We start from the raw sequence: 20752 nt of genomic DNA on the forward strand, positions 1-20752 counted from the left end.
CAGTCTCCTTTGCGCAGTTGCACGGCCACCGACTGGCGGTCGCGGGGATGTTTCGAGTCCCATGGCGTATGGTCCACCCGCCCGCGCCATCGGTACAGCCCGTCGATCATGATTCCCGCCTCATGATTTTCATGAATCGAGCCGGGTCACACGGCAGCCCGGGCAAGCCGCTACCATCGCGCGGGTGTCTGCTTCCTCTGCTTCCATCACAACCCCGAGCGCCGCGCCGGGCCGCCCCAAGCAAGCTCACGCCCCCTCGGGGGGCAGCGAGGACACGAAGTGCCGAGCGTGGGGGCGACATCCATGAGCCTTCGCCTGAAGATCAACCTGATCGTCGTTGCACTGACCTTCGTCTTCGCGTCCGCCATCCTCGCGCTGGAGTTGCGCAGCATGCGCGAATCCGTACGTGAGGAGACCGCAGCCGCCAACCGCGTCGCCTCATTGCTGCTCCAGGGCCAGGCATTGCGCTACGCCGCACAGGGCACGCCCGCGATGCTCGCGTTCCTCCAGAGCATCGGGCGGATCCGCTCCAACGACCTCACGCTGTTCGATGCGCAGGGGCGCGAGCTCTATCGCTCCCCTCCTCCCACCTACAAGGCCGGGCGCGACGCGCCGGAGTGGTTCAGCGCGCTCGTCGGGCCGACGACATGGGAACAGTCGATCCTGTTTCCCGACGGCAAGCTGGTGGTGCAGGCGAACCCCTCGCGTGCCGAGGTCGATGCGTGGGACTACATGTCGAGCCTTGCGATCGGTGCGCTGGTCTTCCTGGTGGTGGTCAACGGGCTGGTGTTCTGGCTGGTCGGCCGGACCGTACGGCCGCTGGGCCAGATCGTGCATGCGCTGAACGAGGTGCAGGGCGGCCGCTTCGACACGATGCTGCCGCCGCTCGCAGGCACCGAGGCGGCGGCCATCGGCGCGGCCTTCAACCGCATGGTGCGCGACCTGCAGGGCCACATCGAGACCGAACGTCGCGCCATCCGCGCCGAGTCCCAGTTGTCCGACAGCCGCGAGCTTTCGCGCTGGATCGACAAGCACATCGAAGCCGAGCGCCGCATGATCGCGCGCGAACTGCACGACGAACTCGGCCAGTCGGTCACGGCGATGCGCAGCATGGCGCTGTCGATCGCCTCGCGCGTGCGCTCGCTCGACCCGCAGTCCGAGCAGGCGGCCCGCCTCATCGCCGACGAGTCCTCGCGCCTGTACGACGCGATGCACGGCATCATTCCGCGCCTGACGCCGCTGGTGCTGGACAACTTCGGCCTGGCCGAAGCGCTCAACGACCTCGTCGAGCGCACGCAGCGCACCCAGCCCGACGTGCAGATCGCCCTCGACGTCGACCTGGCCGATGCGGTGCTGGGCGCAGACGCCTCGCTGGCGCTCTATCGCGCGGCCCAGGAAGGCATCACCAATGCGATGCGCCATGGCAAGGCCGCCCGGCTCCGACTGACGCTGCAAAGCAGCAACGGCGAAGTGCGGCTGGAACTCGTCGACGACGGTGCCGGCTTCGCGCCCGAGGACCTGCAGCGCAGCGGACACCACGGCCTGCGCTGGCTGGCCGAACGGGTGCAGGCACTCGGCGGCGCCTTCGAGATCGACAACGTACAACCCCACGGTGCGCGCCTGCAAGTGCGCGTGCCGGCAGTGGGCACCAAGGAGACGACAACGTGATCCGTGTGATGCTGGCCGACGACCACGCCCTGGTGCGCATGGGCTTTCGCATGCTGCTGTCGGACGCCCAGGTCGAGGTGGTGGCCGAGGTCGACACCGGCGAGCAGGCCTGCGCCGAGTACGCCCGGGTCAAGCCCGACGTGGTGGTGATGGACCTCTCGATGCCCGGCATCGGCGGCCTGGAGGCCGTGCGACGCCTGCTCGCGCAAGACCCCAGGGCGCGCGTGCTGGCCCTGTCCGCCTACGAGGACACCGTGCACCCACGCCGCGTGCTGCGCGCCGGCGCGCTGGGCTACCTGACCAAGCGCAGCGCACCCGACGCACTGATCGCCGCCGTGACCGCCGTGGCGCGCGGCCAGCGCTACGTGGATGCCGGCACCGCACAGGCCATGGCGCTCGCGCAACTCGAAGGCGACGCAAGCCCGGCGGACACGCTGAGCGAGCGCGAGTTCTCGGTGTTCATCCAGCTGGCGCGCGGCCAGAGCGTGGCGCAGATCGCCGAGACGCTGAGCCTGTCGCCGAGCACGGTGGGCACGCACCTCTATCACGTGAAGCAGAAGCTGGGTGCGAGCAACCAGTCGGAGCTGACGCTGGTGGCGCTGCGGTGGGGGTTGATTCAGGCTTGAGGTGCGTTCCCGCACAGCGACCCATCACACCGGAAATGGGATGCCTGCGATGGCCTTGACGGTCAAGGAGAACACGGGCTCGCCCTCCTCTGAAGCTTTGGATTGCGAAAAACCAACCACGAAATAGGGGCTGGAACTCGACAGCCTGGTGTTCGCGGCTACAAATGCGAAGCACATCAGAAACTCGCTTTCGTACCGGCGCGCTTCGACGCCGAAATCAATGGTGAGCAGTCGCCACGCGCCTTCGCCCCTGAGGAACGGTGCGATGAGCTGTACTGCTCGTCCACCCAGGTAAGCCCTGCTCTGGACCACCGCAATGGCCTTCGCGACGCCGAGGGGGTTGGGACGATCGCCTTCTTCCGGAACCATGATTTCCGTCTGGTCGGCAAGGGTCGCCTTCCACTCGTCGTGGGGCGCCATCGCCGAAAGCCGGCTGACGCGAACAAACTCGCCAAGTTGCGTCGGAAATCGTCTGGCTTGCGCCGCCCCTTCGGTCGCGACGGTACGTGTGTGGAGTGTCATGGTGCTCTCGAAGGATTGAAAGCACTCAATCTATCGGGCGTCGCCGGCCTCCGAACTCCGGTTCTTGCTCTGGAATCTCGTCGATTCAGCCACCGCCCCCACTCGCCGGAAGATGGCTCGCGGTTGTCTCAATGAAAGCCGCCGCGCCCCAGTCCAATATCGGCCAACCCGCCCGCAGCGCATGCGCGCGCAATCGATCATCGGGGCTGACCGCCACGGGATGGGAGACAGCCGCGAGCAGCGGCAGGTCGCTCATTGCATCAGAGTAGAACCAGCTCTGCGCAAAATCGGCCAGGCGGTTGCCCAACCCTGGCGGCCGCCGCGCCAGCCACTCCGTCACCCGGCTCACCTTGTGATGCCGGAAGCACGGCTCGCCGTCGATCTCGCCGGTGAACGCAGCATCGGGCAAGCCGTCCACGGTGGCGGGCCGCGTCGCCACCAGTTCATCGATGCCAAACAGCCGCGCAATCGGCCAGGCAATCAACTCCGTGGTCGCCGTGACGATGGCGCACAAGTCGCCGTTCGCCCGGTGCCGCTCGACCACGGCCAGGCTCGATGCCGGAATGCGTGGCGCAATGTCCACCTCGAACTCGCGTTGCCATTGCGCCAGCGTCGCCCGCGGCACCGGCAGCAAGGGCTGCATGTTGGACCGATGCATCGCATGGATGTCGAGCGTACCGGCCACGTAGAGCCGGCAGAAAGCCAGGTGGCGTTCCTCCGCATCGGCCGGCAGGCGGCCATGCCGCATCAGGAAGCGGATCCACGCGGTGCCGCTGTCGAACGGAATCAGCGTGTGGTCGAGGTCGAACAGCGCCAGGTTGCCCGACGGCTTGCCGGCGGCCGCGTCGGCCTCGTCTTCACGCCCGCTCACGCACCCAGCTCTGGATGCGAGACCTCGATCTGCAGCTTGTGGATCTTGCGGTAGAGGGTGTTGCGGCTGATGTCCAGCGCCTTGGCCACGTTGCTCACGTTCCAGCGGTGCTGCTCCAGCATCTGCAGCAGCAGTTGCCGCTCGTTGGCCTGGATGGGGTTGAGCCTGGCCGATGCATGCGCGTCATCGTGCTGGACGTTGTGCGCTGCGGTGGCCTGCGCATCGGCAGCCGGCATCGGCGCCACCATTCCCGCGCGCTCGCCGCCCAACTGGGGCAGATGCTCTGCGTCATGCGGCGCATGCAGGTTGACGGCCAGCGCGGGCAGGTGCGCGCGCGTGATCGGCTCGCCATCGGCCAGCGCCGCCGCCGTGCGCAGCACATGCCCGAGTTGGCGCACGTTGCCCGGCCAGTTGTGCGCCATCAGCATGCGCTCCGCCTCGGCACTCAGCACGGCGTCGCTGCCGCCTTCGGTGGCCAGCATGCCGCGGATCAGCGAGAGCTTGTCGCTGCGCTCGCGCAGCGCCGGCAATTGCACCTCGATGCCGGCGAGCCGGTAGTAGAGGTCTTCGCGGAAGCGGCCATCGCGCACCAGCGTCGGCAGGTGGCGATGGCTGGCGCTGATGAGCTGGAAGTCGACTGCATGGCTTTCCTCCGTGCCCAGCGGCGTGACGCGGCGCTCGTCCAGCACCCGCAACAGGCGCGACTGCAACTCCAGCGGCATGTCGGCGATCTCGTCGAGGAACAGCGTGCCGCCGTCGGCCTGCTGGATCTTGCCGCGGCGCCCTGACTTTTGCGCGCCGGTGAACGCGCCGGCGCAGTAGCCGAAGAGTTCGGATTCGATCAGCGCCTCCGGCAGGCTCGCGCAGTTGATGGCGACGAAGGCGCCAGAAGCCTGCGGGCTTCCCTCGTGCAGCGAGCGCGCAAAGACCTCCTTGCCGGAGCCCGTCTCACCGCACAGCAGCACCGGCGTGCCGCGGGCGATCACGCGCCGGGCAACCTCCAGTTGCGCGGCCAGGCGCGGGTCGTCGAAGACGAAGGCCGCCGCCGGGGCGCGCCGGGCCAGCGGGCGGACGGCCCGGGACCGCGACAGCGCCAGCGATCCGCCGCCTGACGACGGCGTGCTGCTCGCCGACGACGGCAAGCACAGCGCGTCCGCGGCCGAGGCCGGGCGCCGCGCCACCGCGAAGAAGCGTGACGCCGCGTTGGTCCTGTAGGTCACGACCGGATGGAAGGAAGAGGAAGCGCTGCGCTGCAGCATGTCCGGCAACGAGGTCTGGAACAGGTCCTCGATGCGCCGCGAGCGGATCTCGTCCATCGACTGCAGGCCCAGCTGGAACAAGGCGCTGCGATTGGCGGCCAGCACGCGCCCGTCGTCGTCCACCGCCAGCTTGCCCTCGTGCAGCGTGTAGACGAATTCGGGGCGGCTGTGGAAATGCAGCGGGTGGGCGTTGCGGAACTGGTGATCGATCAGGCGGTTCTCGATCATCCTCGCCGTCATCGTCAACAGCACCAGCAGGTGCTGCTGCATCAGGCTGGAACGGCTCGTGACATCGAGCGCCGCGACGATGTTGCCGGCCGGGTCGCACACCGGCACCGCCGAACAGGTCAGCTGCGTGAACTGGGTGTAGAAGTGGTCCTCGCGCTGCACGCAGATCGGGCTGGCCGCGGCCAGGCAGGTGCCCATGCCGTTGGTGCCGGCTTCGGTCTCGCTCCAGATGCCGCCGGCGCGCAACCCCAGCGGGCCGACTTCGGCCGCGAACTCCGGCGAGGACACCATGTGCAGGATCACGCCGTCGGTGTCGGTCAACAGCACGGCCATCTCGGTATCGGCCAGTTGCTGGTAGAGCGTGGTCATTTCGTAGCGCGCGCACTCCAGCACCGCGGTGTGGCGGGCGCGCCGCTCCTCGAGCAGCACGCGACCCATCACGGCCGGCTCGCGCGGCTTGTCGGGCCGCAGGTTGTACTGGTTCAGGCAGCGTATCCAGGAGAGCGTGACCACGTCATCGCTGCGCTCCGGGAATCCACCGCGGACCACTTCCAGAACTCGATTGGCGTGGGCATCCGCCGGATGTCCCGCATTGCGCACCGTCAGCACCATCGACGTCTCCAGCCCGGCGTCGATTTGCGCCGGTCCGACGATTCTGTAACGCAGTGGCGGCAGAACGCAACGGGGTGTGCACGGGGGCGCGCAATTTCCCATCGAGCGCCCCACGCGATGCGTGGCCTGGATTTTGCGGATCCACGATCCATTGCATAGGGAAATCTTCCCGACCACCATCGCTTCACAGAGGAAGGCGCCCCCTTGGAAACGAGCATTTCTTCATTCACCCCGCCCTCCGGCGCCCCCGCGCAACTGCCCGACTTGGCCGCCATGGATGTGATCTTCATCGAGGGATTCATCGGCGACACGGTGATCGGCATCCACGAGACGGAGTTGCACCGCCCCCAGCCCCTGGTCATCGACGTGCACATGGGCCTGCCCCGCGCACGCGCCTGCGAGACCGACCGCATCGCCGACACGATCGACTATGGCGAGGTCTGCCAGCGCCTGCGCGGCCTGATGGCCGACCACCAATTGCAACTGCTGGAAGCCTTCGCCGAAGCCATCGCGGAGATCGCGATCGGCGAATTCGGCGCGTGCTGGGTCCGGGTCAAGGTGGTCAAGCCGCGCAAGTTCAGCGATGTGAGCGCCGTCGGCGTGCAGATCGAGCGACGTGCGCCGCCGCCCGAGGCGCCGCTGTCGCGCGCCGGGGCCGTGCTGCGGCTGATCGGCTCCGGCATGGTGCCGGACGGCAAGCGCTGACGGACCGTTCGCCGACCGCGGGATGGCTGATGTGCGCCATGCGTCCCCCGCGCAACCCGGGCGCTGCGCCGCGGGCATGACACTGTGTCACCCTGCCCGGGGCTGAACCGGACATTGTGTGAGCCGCTGCGGCCTTGCAAGCGCCCCGCCCTGCCCTGCGAAGGCCCGCACCTACAGGTCTTGCCAAAGTCGGCTGTCAACCCGCGCCCGTCGGCGGCGTGACGGTCACCTGCGGCGCGAATTGCGCCAGAAGTCCGGCCCCGACCGACGAAGGAACACCACATGACCCACCCCGATGAGTTCACGATCTCCCGGCGCGGCCTGCTGAAGGCAGGCGCTGCCACCGCGTCGGTACCGGCAATGGCCGCAGCCATGCCCGCCGCCGCGGCGCCGGCCCGCAATGCAGGCGACCCCGCCCCCATGGCCGTGACGCTGATCGTCAACGGCAAGCCGCAGCGCCTGGTGATCGATACCCGCACCACCCTGCTCGACGCCCTGCGCGAGCACCTGCACCTCACCGGCACCAAGAAAGGCTGCGACCACGGCCAGTGCGGCGCCTGCACGGTGATGGTCGACGGCCGCCGCATCAATTCCTGCCTGACGCTGGCCGTGATGCACGAAGGCGCCAGGGTCACGACCATCGAAGGCCTCGGCCAGCCCGGCAACCTGCACCCGCTGCAGGCGGCCTTCGTCAAGCACGACGGCTACCAGTGCGGCTACTGCACGCCGGGCCAGATCTGCTCGGCCGTGGGCATGCTCGATGAAATGGCGCAGGGCATTCCGAGCCACGCCACCGTCGACCTGACGGGCACGCCGCAGATGTCGACCGCGGAGTTCCGCGAGCGCATGAGCGGCAACATCTGTCGCTGCGGCGCCTACAGCAACATCACCGACGCGATCGCGGATGTTGCGGGGCTGAAGACATGATGGCCTTCAGCTACGAACGCGCCGCCTCGCCCGCGCAGGCGGTGGAGGCCGCGGCCCGCACACCGGGTGCGCGCTTCATCGCTGGCGGCACCAACCTGCTCGACCTCATGAAGCTGGAGATCGAGACGCCCCGGCACCTGGTCGACGTCAACGGCCTGGGCTTCGACAAGATCGAGGCGACGCAGGACGGCGGCCTGCGCATCGGCGCGCTGGTGCGCAACACCGACCTGGCCGCCGACCCGCGCGTGCGGCGCGACTACGGCGTGCTCTCGCGCGCGCTGCTGGCAGGCGCCTCGGCGCAGCTGCGCAACAAGGCGACCACCGCCGGTAACCTGCTGCAACGCACGCGGTGCCCCTACTTCTACGACACCAACCAGGCCTGCAACAAGCGCAAGCCCGGCAGCGGCTGCGCGGCCATGGGCGGCATCAGCCGGCAGCTGGCGGTGGTGGGCGCGAGCGACGCCTGCATCGCCACGCATCCGAGCGACATGGCGGTGGCGATGCGTGCGCTGGACGCGAGCATTGAAACCACGCGCCCCGGGGGCCTGCGCCGCACCATCCCGATCGCGGATTTCCACAAGCTGCCCGACGCCACGCCGCACATCGAGAACGCCCTGCTCCCCGGCGAGTTGATCACCTCGGTCAGGCTGCCGGCGCCGGTAGGCGGCAAGCACATCTACCAGAAGGTGCGCGACCGGGCTTCCTATGCCTTCGCGCTGGTGTCGGTCGCGGCCATCGTCCAGCGCGACGGCACGGGACGTGTCGCTCTCGGCGGTGTCGCACCGAGGCCCTGGCGCGACGACACCGCGGACGCGCAATTGCCGCGCGGCGCGAGCGCCGTTGCCGCAGCCCTGCTCGCTGGCGCCCGGCCTACCGAACAGAACCAGTTCAAGCTGACGCTGGTCGAGCGCACGCTCGACGCGGTGCTCACGGACGCCAGGAGCTGAGGCATGAAATTCGACACTCCCGCCACCACCAACCCGATCGACCAGCTCAAGGTCGTCGGCCGGGCGACGGACCGCATCGACGGCCCGCTCAAGACCACCGGCACCGCGCCCTATGCCTACGAACGGCACGACGTGGCGCCCCGCGCGGCCTATGGCTACATCGTCGGCTCCGCGGTCGCCAAGGGCCGCATCACGTCTATCGATCAGGGCCGCGCCAAGGCCGCGCCCGGCGTGATCGCCATCGTCACCTACGAGAACGCCGGCAAGCTGGGCAAGGGCAGCCTGAACGCCGCGAAGCTGCTGGGCGGCCCCAACGTCGAGCACTACCACCAGGCCATCGCGCTGGTGGTGGCCGAGACCTTCGAGCAGGCACGCGCCGCCGCGGCCCTGGTCAAGGTCGACTACGCTGCCGCCGACGGTGCCTTCGACCTGGCCAAGGCCAAGCGTTCCACGGAGCGCAAGACCACCGACAGCAACAAGACCGTGGGCGACTTCTCGACCGCCTTCGCCAACGCGGAGGTCAAGCTGGACGAGACCTACACCACCCCGGACCAGTCGCACTCGATGATGGAGCCCTTCGCGACGACCGCCGCGTGGGACGGCGACAAGCTGACCATCTGGACCTCCAACCAGATGATCGCGTGGAACACACGCGACCTGGCCGCGACGCTCGACATGCCGAAGGAGAAGGTCCACGTGATGTCACCCTACATCGGCGGCGGTTTCGGCGCCAAGCTCTTCCTGCGCGCCGACGCGGTGCTGGCCGCCCTCGGCGCCCGCATGGCGAAGCGCCCGGTCAAGGTCGCGATGCAGCGGCCGATGATGGCCAACAACGCCACGCATCGCCCGGCCACCATCCAGCGCATCCGCCTGGGCGCGACGAAGCAGGGCAAGCTCACGGCGATCGCGCACGAGAGCTGGTCGGGCAACCTCGCCGGCGGCAAGCCCGAGAACGCGGTGCAATGCACGCAACTGCTCTACGCCGGCGAGAACCGCCTCTCCGGCACGCGGCTGGCGATGCTCGACCTGCCCGAAGGCAACGCCATGCGCGCGCCGGGCGAGGCGCCCGGCCTGATGGCGCTGGAGATCGCCGTCGACGAACTGGCCGAGAAGCTCGGCATGGACCCGATCGAGCTGCGCGTGCTGAACGACACCCAGGTCGACCCTTCCAAGCCGGAGCGCAAGTTCTCGCAACGCCGCCTGATCGACTGCATGCATATCGGCGCGGAGAAGTTCGGCTGGTCGCAGCGCAGCGCAAGGCCGGCACAGCGCCGCGAAGGCCGCTGGTGGATCGGCACCGGCATGGCAGCGGCCTTCCGCAACAACCAGGTGATCAAGTCCGGCGCGCGCGTGCGCCTGGATGGCGACGGCCGCATCACCGTGGAAACCGACATGACCGACATCGGCACCGGCAGCTACACCATCATCGCGCAGACCGCCGCCGAGATGATGGGCGTGCCGCTGGAGCGCGTGTCGGTGCGGCTTGGCGATTCGAGCTTTCCGGTGTCTTCGGGCTCGGGCGGGCAGTTCGGCGGCAACAGTTCCACCGCGGGCGTGTATGCGGCTTGCGTGAAGTTGCGCGAGGCGATCGCGCAGCGCGCCGGCCTCGATGCCGCGAGCGCCAGCTTTTCCGATGGGCTGGTGCAGGCGGGCGGGCGCAGCGTGCCGCTCACGCAGGTGGCGGGCAACGGCCCCATCGAGGCCGAGGACAGCATCGAGTTCGGCGATCTGGGCAAGCAGTACCAGCAGTCCACCTTCGGCGCGCACTTCGTCGAGGTGGCCGTGGACGCCTGGACCGCGGAAGTCCGCGTGCGCCGCATGCTGGCCGTGTGCGCATCGGGCCGCATCCTCAACCCGAAGACGGCGCGCAGCCAGGTCATCGGCGCGATGACGATGGGCGTGGGCGCTGCGTTGATGGAGGAGCTTGCGGTCGATACGCGGCTCGGCTACTTCGTCAACCACGACTTGGCCGGCTACGAGGTGCCGGTGCATGCCGACATTCCGCACCAGGAGGTCATCTTCCTGGACGAGACAGACGCGATCTCCTCGCCGATGAAGGCCAAGGGCGTCGGCGAACTGGGCATCTGCGGGGTTGGTGCGGCGGTGGCGAATGCGGTCTACAACGCCACCGGCGTGCGGGTGCGCGACTACCCGGTGACGCTGGACAAGCTGTTGGCGAAGATGCCTGCGCTGGGGATTTGAGGCAACTGCCGAGACGCGCGGGGCAAACCCTTACGCACACATCGACGGCGAAAAGTCGTGCAAAATAGTCTGCAAATGGGTTGCGGGTTCGCGACCGGCGTCAGGCTTCTGGGGTATCCCGGGGGCCTTTCTGCTTTGTGGGCTATGGAAAAATCTTCAGCCCGTTGCCGGCCATCGTGTGGCCGCGCATTCCAGTGAAGAACTTCGGCTTCAGCACTTCAAACGCCTGGTTGGTCTGCAGCCGCCGGATCACGGACAAGCCAATCGGGCGCGCCGTCAGGTCGGCCAGTTGCAGCCCCTCGGAGTTGGTCTTCTAGTCCGCGATCACGATGCTGAATGGGCAAGGAGTGCGATTGCGGTTGTCGCCATCACACACGCGCCGGAAGGCCAGTTCGAGGTCGGTGTCTTCCTTGGCCCCGCGCGCTTCGCACACGACATGCGTGATGGCATTGCGGGGCGCCCCTCGACGACAAGAAGTCGTGCAAGCGCTCCAACCCCATCTGCAGCCCCAGGTGATAGGGGTGGATCGGCTCGGTATATCTCGCCTTGTGCTTGTTCTTGTCGATCACCACTGCAATCAGAGTGAAGTCGCAGGCATCGATCATGGCGCTCAACTTCCCCATGAACGCCATGCGCTCGGCCGGGCCGAAAGCCGCGAACGGACCGCGCTGGCGCACGATGTCGGCCTCGTGGAAAACCACCATGTCGTGGCCGAAAGTCTCGAACTTCAGACCGCGAACGGCCGGCGTCAACGTGTCGGCGTAGCAAGCCTTCGCGAAAACACAGAACGACAGGACGAACACGGGATAGTCGGGGTTGATCGAGGTGAGGCTGTGGTCGCCGCTCTCATCTACGAAGACGATGTAATCGCTGAACATCCTCCAATTGTCGGGATGTCGAACTCGGCGGGAACGGCCTATTTGTTCAGGTCGTAGGGAAACTTGACGCCAAGCATCCGGAAACCTGCGAGAACCGTGTTCCGAGCGGCAAGCCGCAACTCCCCTTTCAACTCGGTCGCACCACGATAGAGCGGGTAGACGGCTCGAATGAGACGTTCGCGCCCGTCATCGCGGTGACGCACGAGGTCGCGCAGTTGCCGCTCCATCGTGGCGCCGAACGCGGAGTGAGAAAAGTGTCCGTTGAAAGCGTTCCGGGCAGCCGCGCCGCGCTCCTGCCATTCGTCCGCATGCGAGCGCACGATCACATCGAGTTCGCGGTACCGGGACTCTTTCACGAAGAGGCAGAAGCTCCAGTCCACGCCGTCCACCGGTATCCAGCGGTCGGCCAGCACGATCGGTGCGCAGCCCAGTTCCATCGATTCGAACAAGCGGATGCTGGAAGCGCTTGCGCCGCGCGGGCAGAGGACGAACTTGGACGCCTGCATGGTCTCGATGTAACGCCGCTGCTGCGCGCTGTGCTCGGGTGACGCGTCCCGCGACCAGTGCTTGTAGTGATCGGTGCATTCAACCAAGGCATCTGCGATGGCCAGTGATCGGTAGTACCTGAACAGCCGCTTGCGCAGCATGGAGGTGCTGCCGCCCATGAAGCTGTAGAGGTAGCGTTTTTCCACCTGCGCGTCCTTCAGGGGCGAGATCCAGGCGTTGCGCGATCCGAGCGGCGCCTCGACCAGGGAAGAGAACGGACCGGCGGTCAATGCGCGCCCGCGCGACAGCAGGGAGCGATGGTTGGACGCATACAACGAGGGCATGTAGTAGCTCAGGATGTCGCCGTCGGAGATCGCCACGCACTTTTCCTTGTGCGACTGGAACACGGGGGCACTGGCGAAGATTCGCGAATCGTTCTCCGGCATCAGGATGACTTCTGCTGCCGCCGGATCGCTGGTGAGGACGAAGTTGTCGAACTGCCCGAGGACAGCCTTCAACTTGTCGCCGAACGTCGCATCCGGGCCTGGGGTTGAAACATGGACTTTCAGCATGCGTTACCTATGGGTTGAGCCTGCAAGGATGTCGGGGCGCCGGTCAGAATCTGCCCTGGCCGTCGCCGGTTCGGTCATGAACCCAGCGCACGGCCTGCTGCTCCCCATGCCGCCAAGCCTCGTCTGCCGATGCGTACGGGTCGGCATCCACCGGCAACGCGACCTGCTCGACGCCCCGCAGGCCGGCGCGATAGAGGACATGAGGCAGGAACAGGTCCGCCCCGGTACGCTGCACGCTGATGCGGAACTCGCAGTCGTGGTAGCGGAAATCTCGATCGCCGGTATCGCCCATGCCCGTGTCACTCATGCGGATTCCTGTCAAAAGCGCCGACGTTCCCCCGCTCGACAGAGCAGCAGGGCAGGAGCGAAGGACGACTTCATGAAGGACAGGCGCCCGACTCGCACGACTGCGCACGCCATTCACGCATCGGCGCAGCGAAGAAGCGCCTCGGCCCGGGCCAGCGCGCCTTCCAGCTGCGCCGTGGTGTAGGGCTTGCGCAGCCAGATCGACCGCAGCGATCGATCGCGGGGCGGATCGCTCCCCGTGGCGAAGATCACCGGCAGCGATTCGAGCCGACCCAGCTTTTCAGCGAGGTCCAGGCCCGAGAGGGCCGGCAGGTTGACATCGAGCAGCAGCACGTCGAACGCTCCCTCGGAGAAGCGGGCCAGCGCGCCTTCGGCGCTGCCGACCCCTGCCGACCAATGTCCCAGCAGGCCCAGCAGTTCCTGCGTCAGCGCAAGGGCGTCCACGTCGTCTTCCACGACCAGTATTCGCAATCTGCGGGCGGCCTTCCTGCGCGGCGAAGGAGCGTCCGGCACGGGAAGCAGCACGTGGCGGCCTTCGTCCGGCCGATGGGAGATGGAGCTTTTCATAGGATCGATTCGCCCGTCATGGGGGTTGGCCAGCTCCGCTCGAACAGGGGAGCGCGTAATCCTGACCCAGGCGCGGCCGTCGGCACGTAGGAACATTTCTCGAATCGCCCGAAGCCCCGTCAGAATCGCCTTTTCGTCGCGCCTTGTAGAGCGCCCTCGTGGGACTTTGGACACGGACACTCGCCAGATGCGTTGCATCATCGCCGTCGCGGACGCCGGCAGCCTCACCCGGGCGGCAGAGCAGTTGGGACAGGCGCGGCGCGTCGTTGACGGACGCCGGGCATGCCATCGTCTAAGACCTGCGTGCCAGCCTGGCCCATGGCGACGCCGCCGCCGACCATGCTCGCGCGATGGCGCAGGGGCGCGGAGGCAGGCTGGTCATCGGCTTCGTGACGCATGCGGTCTACAAGGTGCTCCCGCATGCGCTCGATCGCCTGCGGCGCGAGTACCCCATGTGGCGGTGGTCCTGCGCGAGATGAGCAATGCCGAACAGGTGGCGGCGCTGGCCTGCGTCGCCGCCGGCATGGGATGGTCCCTGCTTCCCGCTGCACTCCTGCGGTCAACGTCGCTTCAGTGCATCGATGGCTGCTTGCGCCAGATCCTTCCACTGCTCACGCGGCCAATGGTCCAGGTAGCGCTGGAACTGGCGCGTCGTGGACATGATCTGGAAGGGATCTTCCGACAGTTCCCGAATACGCGTGCAGTGCTCGACGATAGCCTCCATCGCCGACTCGGCGGCAACAGGCTCGTGTTCGTAGACGACGCGCAAGAGTTCGATTTCCGCCAGCGTCCCATGCGCCCAGACACGATCGGCCGTCGTCCCGTTGGCGAGCTTCCACTGGGCCAACTGCCAGGCGACCCCCCACCATCGGCGATAGGTCTTGACGGTGGATTCCAGTTCGGCGGCGTCGGTTGCCAGGTCGGGCGTCGCACAAACAGAAAGAAACTGCGTCATCAGCCAATGATTCTCCGGCTCGACCTTCAAGGCGGCAGCGTAGTAGTCACGAGACAGGCGGTAGGCGTCGGTGCTTCCGCCCACATCGCCAGACTGTTTCAAGAAGATGGCAATCCGCTTCTCGCTCGCCGCCCGCATGCCCATGCGCTCCGCGCGCTCCTTTGGATTGCGCTGCGCCGCTGGCTCGTTGAACCAGATCTTGAGGTCGTTGCGGATGTCGGTGCAAAGCTTGCGAAGTTCCGCCTTGACCTCGTCGCTCTGGTTCTGTGCGACCAGGTCATCCATCCGCGCGAACATGACCTCCATCTTTGCCTTGGTCTGGCGGCTGCGGAAGGCGTCGACCTTCGACTCGAGGTCGTCGGATATCGTCGCGTAGGCCACGATGCTGACCCAATCGTGCGTGCCAGGCAGGTCGATGCGCAATCTCTGCCTGAGTTCGTAGAGCACGGCGCGTGGGTCATCTCCGGAAAGCAATCCCCTGTAGATGCACTCCGCGGCGATGCTCGAGGCGCGCATCCACAGCGGAAACTGCGAGGCGATCACCCACGGTATGTCGCTTGCATGCAACTCGTGCGCAATGCTGCCTCCGGGCGTCAAGACCGACCCCGTATTGCCTGAATCGCAGGTCGCCAGTGTCACGACCGTCGGAGGCTTCTTGGCCAGGCCGCTGGATTTCAGTCCCTTCAAGGCCATCGCCAGGCTCTGACCGTCAACCACCGAGTAGCCGACGCCGCCTTCGTCTGCGCTCAACGCAAGGCCGAAGCGGCGCCCCTCCGATCGTGGCATCGGCACGCCATGCGCCAGGATGTGGACGTGGGTGAAATCGTCTTTTCGACAGTATTCGCTGATCTCGCTGGCTGTGGCATTTGGCAGGACCGTCAGCATCTCGCGCACGTCGCGGAGGCTCTCCTTGTGCGACTCGCGGACCTTGATCCACGGATCGATGGCTCGGCGCAACGCCTCGAGATGCTCTTGCGCCGGTACCGCCGCAAGCTCGCGAGGCGACGCGAACGCGAAGAGGATCTTCGGCTTGCGATTCCACTCGAACTGCAGAGGACGCCCGCGCCGTACTTCGCGCGTCATCGTCGTGGGTGTGCTGAGCAGCAGATGCGCGCCCGACCCCGAGGTATCGGCTGGCGCCATCGTCGCTTCGAAGGGAACCAGGCCCAACTCGAAAGCGGAGATGACCAGCCGGATGTTGACGAGGCGGGAAGCGTTGTTCCGGGCATTCCCAAGCTCCGACACCAGGGCTGGGATCTCTGCCAGCACGCGCGCGACCGTTTCACCCAGTTCCTGGAGTTCCCCGGTGCTCTGCGATGCCGAGACCGCGGAGCCGTCGACCTCGTAGCGCAGCCGATCCAGTCGCCTGAGCAGCTTGTCATGCTCCAGCGGGATGCGGACGCTGACCGGGGCGTCCGCGCCGCACAGCGCCAGGTAGGGCGTGAGAGGAGAAAGCAGCTGGTTGTGCGCCGGCCCGGTCCGCAGGAACTCGAGCTTGATGTCGTAGATGTCGCTCATGTCAGTGCCTGCTGAAGCTTGCGACGACACGAGGCGCCCCTGAGCCATCGCCTTCGACGTGGGCCAGCGAACCCACCACTTCGCCGTCCGCCCGGCAGATGGACACGGCACTGGTCTGGTCCAGCACGAAGGGCTTGTCGCCGGCGAAGCGCTTCTCGTCGATCGCCTTCATCGACCCATCGACCAGGACGTCGTAGACCGGCGCGAAGGACGCCTCGTCGCGCAACATGTCGGGCGTCAGCCGCAACAGCCGGATCCAGGTGCCGCTGTTGAAGTAGTAGCGGCCCGCGCCCATGTCGATGGCACGCTCCAGGTGCGTGTGGCCGCAGACGACGAAGTCGATCGCGGAGCCGACCGACTCGCTCACCTTCGTGTAGGTCTCGTCGCGGTCCGTGAGCTCGAAGCTCTTGTCCTTTGCCAGCCAGTCTGCCAGCGCGCGTCGCAGCGCCTCGACCTTGGTCACGCCCGTCAGCCAGCCCGTCAGGCGGTCCCAGGCCAGCTGCGGAACGCCCAGGGTGCCATCCGGCCCCACCGCTCTCTGGACCGAGGCGTCGTAATTCTTCTCGGCCAGCATCAGCATGTCGTCGGCCGGCCGCGCGACGCCCTGCTTGAGGTTGGGGCCCAGCATCTGCTCCAGCGTCGGCCCGGCGCTGGCCGCGGGCGCCGGTGATTGGGCCTGGTCCGCGGAGAGCCGTGCGTCGACCTGCGCGCTGCCCCGGCTGCGTTCTCCGGCCACGCCGAACAGGCCGTCGAGCTTGTTGGCCCGCGTCGGATCCAGCACGAGCAGTGCGCCCACCGCCGCCGACGTCTCCGGCTTGAGCAGGTCGATCCATGCATACCTGCGCTTCACGGCGTTCATCACGTCCTTGACCATCCGCGTGCCGGCATTGGGCTGCCATGCATCCTGGGGCAGCGGCTGGCCGGCATTCATGTGGCGCGACACCCTGGCGAGGTCCTCGTACCGGTTGTAGTTCCAGGGGTCGACTTCATTGCCATGGATGCAATGGACCCGGGCGCCCCCGACGGTGCAGGTGAAGCCCGCGCCGGCGGTCGAGAACTCGATGCGCGAGCGCGCGATCGGGTCGGCACCTGCCAGCCGCGCCTTGACCAGGCGCTGGACCGTCGGAAAGGCGATCTCGATGTCGTGGTTTCCGATGACGATCACCAGGGTGCGTCCCGGCAAGCCGACGAAGGCCGCGAGCGCATCCCAGATCGGCGCGAAGGCATCGTCCTTCATGATGCGGCTGACGACATCGACGGCGTTGTCGATGGCGACGTAGCCGGTGCCTTCCTCGGCAAGCGTGTCGAACACGTCGCCGTTGAGCACCAGTGCCAACTGTCCTTCGGGCCTTTGCTGGCCCAGCCGTACAACATGGTTGGCGAGCCGGCGGGTCTCCCGGAGGATCTGGAATCCGGGTCGCCCACCCATGTGCAGGTCGGAGATGACATGCACTTCGTCGAAAGCAGGCAAATCATTCATCGAGGCGCCCTTCTTCTTGTTTCGGTGTACCAAGCAGCGCAGAGAAGCTTGGCACAGCCTTCGCGAGGCGACAAGGTTCGAAGAGCGGCGGCTCCCTATTTGGATGGACGAGCGGAAATCGCCTGGGCCAAGGTCGTCCAGGATCGCATTCCGGATCAGCGAGGCGAAGATCTCCGGCGATGTTCCTCGGCTTCATCAGCTTCGCGCTGATCGCCGATGCGCTTCAAGGGCCCGCATCGCCCCCCCCGCCGACCGCTCGAGATGCGAGCGCAAGCCTGTTCGTGTTTCTTTGTGCCGTCGAATCAATACGCGACGAACGGGCCCATTCCAGCCGGCGTCGAGGCGCCTTCCAGCGCGGTGAACACGTTGCGCCCGTAGAAGAACGGCAGGCCCCAGTCGAATCCGTCGGGTCCCGGAAGATCGCCGGCGATGTTGCTGAATGCGGTCGCGAACGGATTGCCGTTGAATTGCTTCTCGGCATTGGCAACGCTGAAGCTCACGGCGCCGTTGGTGCCGTTGGTGCCCTGGACGACGGCGGTCAGCACCTGCGTCGAGGCCGGACAGTAGAAGCCGAATTCATCCGGGTCGCTGCACATCGGAAGCAGCGTCGAATTGAAGAAGTAGTAGTTCGAACCGCTGTCGATGAAGCTGCTGTTGGCATAGGTGTGCCCGTTGAACGTCGTCGTGAAGTTCCCTGACCCGTCGACGCCATACGCATGTGCGCCGCCCAGCGCGTTGTTGCTGCGCGTGCCGATGCCGAACACCAACGAGCCGCTCACGTTGATGGCCCCGATCGCCGGGATGGCCGGCAACGCGATGAGCACGCCGTTGTTGTCGGACGCAAACCTTGCCACCGGATTGCCGACCTGCCGGGCAAGCGGCATGGCCGTCGGACTGCAGGCGCCGGCGCCAGCGGGACACGCGTAGTAGGCGCCCGGCAAGGCGGCCGAGACACACGCGCTCCCGCAGTCTTCGCGGAACGATTCAACGCCGAGCATGCCGTTGGCGCCGAGGCTGGTCACTGTGTTGTTCGGTGCACCCGCATTCGAGCAGGTCGCGGGAGCTGCGCCGACAGCCGGGTCGCCGATGACCTGCACCGGCACCGACGACGCCGTCTCGTCGGCCATGCTGACATCGGCCAGCTTGACCGAACCCCAGGTGTAGTCGCCGATGAACTGCGCGCATTCCGCGTAGGCGTTGTTCGAGGCGTCGGACAGCGCTCCCAGTGCCGGGAGATTCGTGAGCACCGAGGCCACGAGTCGCAGCCCGCTCGATCCGGTGTCGAGCATGATGTGGTCGATCACCTGGCAGGCCGACGTGCTTCCGGGCGCGCAGACCTTGACGCTGACGAACGGGATGTTGACCGAGCCCGTGACGCCGGCCGGGCCGCCGTCGACGACGATCGCCGTGACATTGGGCGCCTGCGGCGTCGCCGGTGCCGCCGGAGCGCTGCTCGCGCTGGTGCCGGTGGTCGCGGCGGTCGTCGCAGCCGCGGCCAGGACTTGGCTGCTGCCCGCGCCGCCGCTCCCTCCTCCGCCGCACGCGGCTACCACCAGGGCACAGAGTCCCGTCGCCAGCATCGGGACCATGCGGCGCACCACGCTTCGGTCAGCGTATGTCTTCAATGTCGAAGCCCTCCGGCAGTTGGCCCGGCAGGTACGCCATGCCGGAGAAGGCGCGCATGTGACCGCCCGAATGAATGACCAGCTCGGGCTTGCGTACCGACAAGCTGCCACTGGCATGCGGCACCCTGCGGGCGGACTCGACAAAGTCGTCGAAATGATCGCCCAGCACTTGCTTCAGGTCGGGCATGAAAGGGCCTTGCCAAGCCACCGCGAATACCTGTCCGCTGGCCGCGGACACGAACTCGCGCACCGCAGTGGCTGATGGCAAGGTGATCTCGTGCACGCTGTAGCCGGAGCCGTCCTTTTTCTCGCGCCGGGCATGCATGTGGGTCTGGTCGGCCCCGACAGAGGACTCGGTACCGCCCAGCGTTGCGCCCGCCTCCAGCGGAGACAGCATCGCCAGCAAGGACACCAACATGAAGCGACGAAAGATCGGCGCGACGCGCCCATCGGAGGAACCGCAGTCGCGGTGCGGCGAGAAGATGTCCACGCCCCATGATGGCCGCGCAAACTGTCTGTCGCCTGACCATTCGCTGACGGGTTGCTTCAGGCCGAGTCATGCAATGCGCGTGTGGGCGGTGGCTCAGAGGCCAGAGCAGGACGGGTCAAAGTGCAGGACTACGCCATGCATTGCGATCGTATTCCCGTTGAACCGCTTCCTTACCCCCAACAGGGCCACTGCAATGCTCCTACAGGAGGGGGACAAGCGCTCCTCTGTGGGCACGCCCTGGAGGCGCAGCCGGCGCACAATCGACTGCGCTGCGAGTGATCGACATCAAGTACATCTGGTACCAGGACACGGACCAACGGGCCAACTAAGACCCGTTGCTCGGCCGGTTCGTCCATATTCCTGGCCTTCTGCCAGAGCTGATCGAGAAGGAGAGCATCATGATTTCCAACCCCGCCGATGCAGCCTTGGGCCTGCTGGTGATGTACGCGGCCGACATGTACAAGGGCGCACCCGCACAAGTGGCCCCGCCTGTCGATTCCCGGCTGGCGGCGAACTGGAACGTCATTGGCTATTTCACAGGGATCGATGCCATCTTCAGAAAGGGATTGCCGACCATGGCCAAGGGGCAGGAAGTCTGCTACGGCGTGCTCGTCGCGAGCAAGGCGAATCCGCGGCAATTCGCGGCCGTGGTGCGCGGGACGGAAGGCATCGCGGAATGGATCGAGGATGCCGAGTTCCATCCCATGCCGTACCCGAACGGCCCCGGTACCGTGGAGGCCGGCTTCTGGGGCATCTACCAGTCCATGATGTTCAAGGTCGATGCGGACGACCCCGGCAAGAAGGCCTGCGACGGCATCGCTGCGGCCGTGCCGGCCGGCGCCGAACTGATGGTCGTTGGACACAGCCTCGGAAGCGCCTTGGCCACGTACCTCACGTTCGACCTGGCACGTGTCTCGCGCGCCGGGCGGTGGGTATCGGCGCGCCTGTTCGCGTCACCGCATCCGGGCGACACGGCGTTCGCAAATGCATTCGACAGCACTGTCGGCTCCGACCGCTACATGCTCTACAACTATTTTCTCGACGCTGTCCCACGCGTGCCATTCGGGCCGGACTATGACCATCTTCCCCATGTGACCGACCTGCGCCCGAGCGAAGCACAGGCGCGCATTCGCTTCGAGCTGGCCTGCAACCACCACATCGTCTGCTATTGCGCGATGCTCGACTACCAGCAGACAAACAGCGTGCCTTTGCTCGGCATCGACCAGACTTGCAGCAGTTGCATCAAGGGGCCGGCCTCGAGCACGCTGCCGACCGCGTCGACCGCGTCGATGATTCCGCATCCATGAA

At 66.7% G+C, this 20752-nt stretch carries 18 protein-coding genes; 7 read left to right on the forward strand and 11 right to left on the reverse strand.

The genetic code is table 11. The features are described 5' to 3' along the window. Positions 1–303 precede the first annotated feature (303 nt). Positions 304–1668, forward strand: coding sequence for a HAMP domain-containing protein (locus HCU76_RS05325; RefSeq protein ID WP_218508645.1), 1365 nt, complete (start codon positions 304–306; stop codon positions 1666–1668). Next, entirely contained in the window at positions 1665–2294 is a 630-nt protein-coding gene (locus tag HCU76_RS05330) for a response regulator (protein WP_371319763.1), read from the forward strand. The genes HCU76_RS05325 and HCU76_RS05330 overlap by 4 nt, the downstream gene beginning before the upstream one ends. Before the next feature lie 24 nt (positions 2295–2318). On the opposite strand, the gene HCU76_RS05335 is transcribed toward HCU76_RS05330, so the two are convergent. From HCU76_RS05335 to HCU76_RS05345, 3 genes are all read right to left on the reverse strand, one after another. After that, positions 2319–2816, reverse strand: a complete 498-nt coding sequence (locus HCU76_RS05335) for a hypothetical protein (RefSeq protein WP_213954752.1) — start codon at positions 2814–2816, stop codon at positions 2319–2321. Between the two features lie 85 nt (positions 2817–2901). Then, complete coding sequence (locus tag HCU76_RS05340; protein ID WP_218508646.1) at positions 2902–3687, reverse strand: HAD family hydrolase; 786 nt, start codon at positions 3685–3687, stop codon at positions 2902–2904. After that, positions 3684–5786 (reverse strand): sigma-54-dependent Fis family transcriptional regulator, encoded by a 2103-nt coding sequence (locus HCU76_RS05345; RefSeq protein ID WP_213954750.1) that lies wholly within the window; start codon positions 5784–5786, stop codon positions 3684–3686. The genes HCU76_RS05340 and HCU76_RS05345 overlap by 4 nt, the downstream gene beginning before the upstream one ends. 204 nt (positions 5787–5990) lie before the next feature. Here HCU76_RS05345 and HCU76_RS05350 point away from each other — a divergent pair, with 204 nt between their 5' ends. The 4 genes from HCU76_RS05350 (at position 5991) to paoC (ending at position 10567) form a co-directional block, all read left to right on the forward strand. Beyond that, positions 5991–6491, forward strand: a complete 501-nt coding sequence (locus tag HCU76_RS05350; protein ID WP_256354002.1) for a dihydroneopterin aldolase — start codon at positions 5991–5993, stop codon at positions 6489–6491. A gap of 282 nt (positions 6492–6773) precedes the next feature. After that, a complete protein-coding gene (paoA, locus tag HCU76_RS05355) occupies positions 6774–7418 on the forward strand; it encodes an aldehyde dehydrogenase iron-sulfur subunit PaoA (protein ID WP_213954749.1) in 645 nt (214 codons plus the stop codon). Beyond that, positions 7415–8365 (forward strand): xanthine dehydrogenase family protein subunit M, encoded by a 951-nt coding sequence (locus tag HCU76_RS05360; RefSeq protein WP_218508647.1) that lies wholly within the window; start codon positions 7415–7417, stop codon positions 8363–8365. The genes paoA and HCU76_RS05360 overlap by 4 nt, the downstream gene beginning before the upstream one ends. A gap of 3 nt (positions 8366–8368) precedes the next feature. Next, positions 8369–10567: an aldehyde oxidoreductase molybdenum-binding subunit PaoC gene (paoC, locus tag HCU76_RS05365; RefSeq protein WP_218508648.1), complete on the forward strand. Its 2199-nt coding sequence runs from the start codon at positions 8369–8371 to the stop codon at positions 10565–10567. Positions 10568–10935: 368 nt separating this feature from the next. Here the strand turns inward: paoC and HCU76_RS05370 are convergent, their stop codons facing one another. From HCU76_RS05370 to HCU76_RS05405, 8 genes are all read right to left on the reverse strand, one after another. After that, positions 10936–11445, reverse strand: coding sequence for a DUF3800 domain-containing protein (locus tag HCU76_RS05370; protein WP_218508649.1), 510 nt, complete (start codon positions 11443–11445; stop codon positions 10936–10938). Between the two features lie 38 nt (positions 11446–11483). Continuing rightward, positions 11484–12311, reverse strand: coding sequence for an exostosin family protein (locus tag HCU76_RS05375; RefSeq protein WP_218508650.1), 828 nt, complete (start codon positions 12309–12311; stop codon positions 11484–11486). A 235-nt stretch (positions 12312–12546) separates the two neighbouring features. Further along, on the reverse strand, positions 12547–12810 hold the full coding sequence (locus HCU76_RS05380) for a hypothetical protein (protein WP_213954745.1): 264 nt from the start codon (positions 12808–12810) through the stop codon (positions 12547–12549). 113 nt (positions 12811–12923) lie between these two features. Continuing rightward, positions 12924–13376: a response regulator gene (locus tag HCU76_RS05385; RefSeq protein WP_213954744.1), complete on the reverse strand. Its 453-nt coding sequence runs from the start codon at positions 13374–13376 to the stop codon at positions 12924–12926. A 559-nt stretch (positions 13377–13935) separates the two neighbouring features. Next, positions 13936–15897: a CHAT domain-containing protein gene (locus HCU76_RS05390; protein WP_371319764.1), complete on the reverse strand. Its 1962-nt coding sequence runs from the start codon at positions 15895–15897 to the stop codon at positions 13936–13938. Beyond that, positions 15851–17329 carry a metallophosphoesterase gene (locus tag HCU76_RS05395; protein ID WP_218508652.1) on the reverse strand — a complete coding sequence of 493 codons (1479 nt, stop codon included), beginning with the start codon at positions 17327–17329 and terminating at the stop codon, positions 15851–15853. Before HCU76_RS05395 ends, HCU76_RS05390 begins: the two co-directional genes overlap by 47 nt. Positions 17330–17631: 302 nt before the next feature. Further along, positions 17632–18954 (reverse strand): DUF3443 domain-containing protein, encoded by a 1323-nt coding sequence (locus HCU76_RS05400; RefSeq protein WP_256354004.1) that lies wholly within the window; start codon positions 18952–18954, stop codon positions 17632–17634. After that, on the reverse strand, positions 18938–19372 hold the full coding sequence (locus HCU76_RS05405; RefSeq protein ID WP_213954945.1) for a DUF2844 domain-containing protein: 435 nt from the start codon (positions 19370–19372) through the stop codon (positions 18938–18940). The genes HCU76_RS05400 and HCU76_RS05405 overlap by 17 nt, the downstream gene beginning before the upstream one ends. 470 nt (positions 19373–19842) lie before the next feature. Between HCU76_RS05405 and HCU76_RS36505 the strand changes: the two genes are divergently transcribed. Next, positions 19843–20751: a lipase family protein gene (locus HCU76_RS36505; RefSeq protein ID WP_256354005.1), complete on the forward strand. Its 909-nt coding sequence runs from the start codon at positions 19843–19845 to the stop codon at positions 20749–20751. Position 20752 lies beyond the last annotated feature (1 nt).

Origin of the sequence: Variovorax sp. dw_308 (assembly GCF_019207085.1) — a bacterium.
In the GTDB taxonomy this organism is placed as follows: domain Bacteria; phylum Pseudomonadota; class Gammaproteobacteria; order Burkholderiales; family Burkholderiaceae_C; genus Variovorax.

Bases quoted from the DNA above. Each gene is read 5' to 3' on its own strand.
- HCU76_RS05360 (WP_218508647.1), top strand. From the start codon at position 7,415: ATGATGGCCTTCAGCTACGAACGCGCCGCCTCGCCCGCGCAGGCGGTG.
- HCU76_RS05405 (WP_213954945.1), bottom strand. From the start codon at position 19,372: ATGTTGGTGTCCTTGCTGGCGATGCTGTCTCCGCTGGAGGCGGGCGCA.
- HCU76_RS05335 (WP_213954752.1), bottom strand. From the start codon at position 2,816: ATGACACTCCACACACGTACCGTCGCGACCGAAGGGGCGGCGCAAGCC.
- HCU76_RS36505 (WP_256354005.1), top strand. From the start codon at position 19,843: ATGATTTCCAACCCCGCCGATGCAGCCTTGGGCCTGCTGGTGATGTAC.
- HCU76_RS05395 (WP_218508652.1), bottom strand. From the start codon at position 17,329: ATGAATGATTTGCCTGCTTTCGACGAAGTGCATGTCATCTCCGACCTG.
- HCU76_RS05380 (WP_213954745.1), bottom strand. From the start codon at position 12,810: ATGAGTGACACGGGCATGGGCGATACCGGCGATCGAGATTTCCGCTAC.
- paoA (WP_213954749.1), top strand. From the start codon at position 6,774: ATGACCCACCCCGATGAGTTCACGATCTCCCGGCGCGGCCTGCTGAAG.
- paoC (WP_218508648.1), top strand. From the start codon at position 8,369: ATGAAATTCGACACTCCCGCCACCACCAACCCGATCGACCAGCTCAAG.
- HCU76_RS05345 (WP_213954750.1), bottom strand. From the start codon at position 5,786: ATGGTGCTGACGGTGCGCAATGCGGGACATCCGGCGGATGCCCACGCC.
- HCU76_RS05325 (WP_218508645.1), top strand. From the start codon at position 304: ATGAGCCTTCGCCTGAAGATCAACCTGATCGTCGTTGCACTGACCTTC.
- HCU76_RS05370 (WP_218508649.1), bottom strand. From the start codon at position 11,445: ATGTTCAGCGATTACATCGTCTTCGTAGATGAGAGCGGCGACCACAGC.
- HCU76_RS05390 (WP_371319764.1), bottom strand. From the start codon at position 15,897: ATGGCTCAGGGGCGCCTCGTGTCGTCGCAAGCTTCAGCAGGCACTGAC.
- HCU76_RS05385 (WP_213954744.1), bottom strand. From the start codon at position 13,376: ATGAAAAGCTCCATCTCCCATCGGCCGGACGAAGGCCGCCACGTGCTG.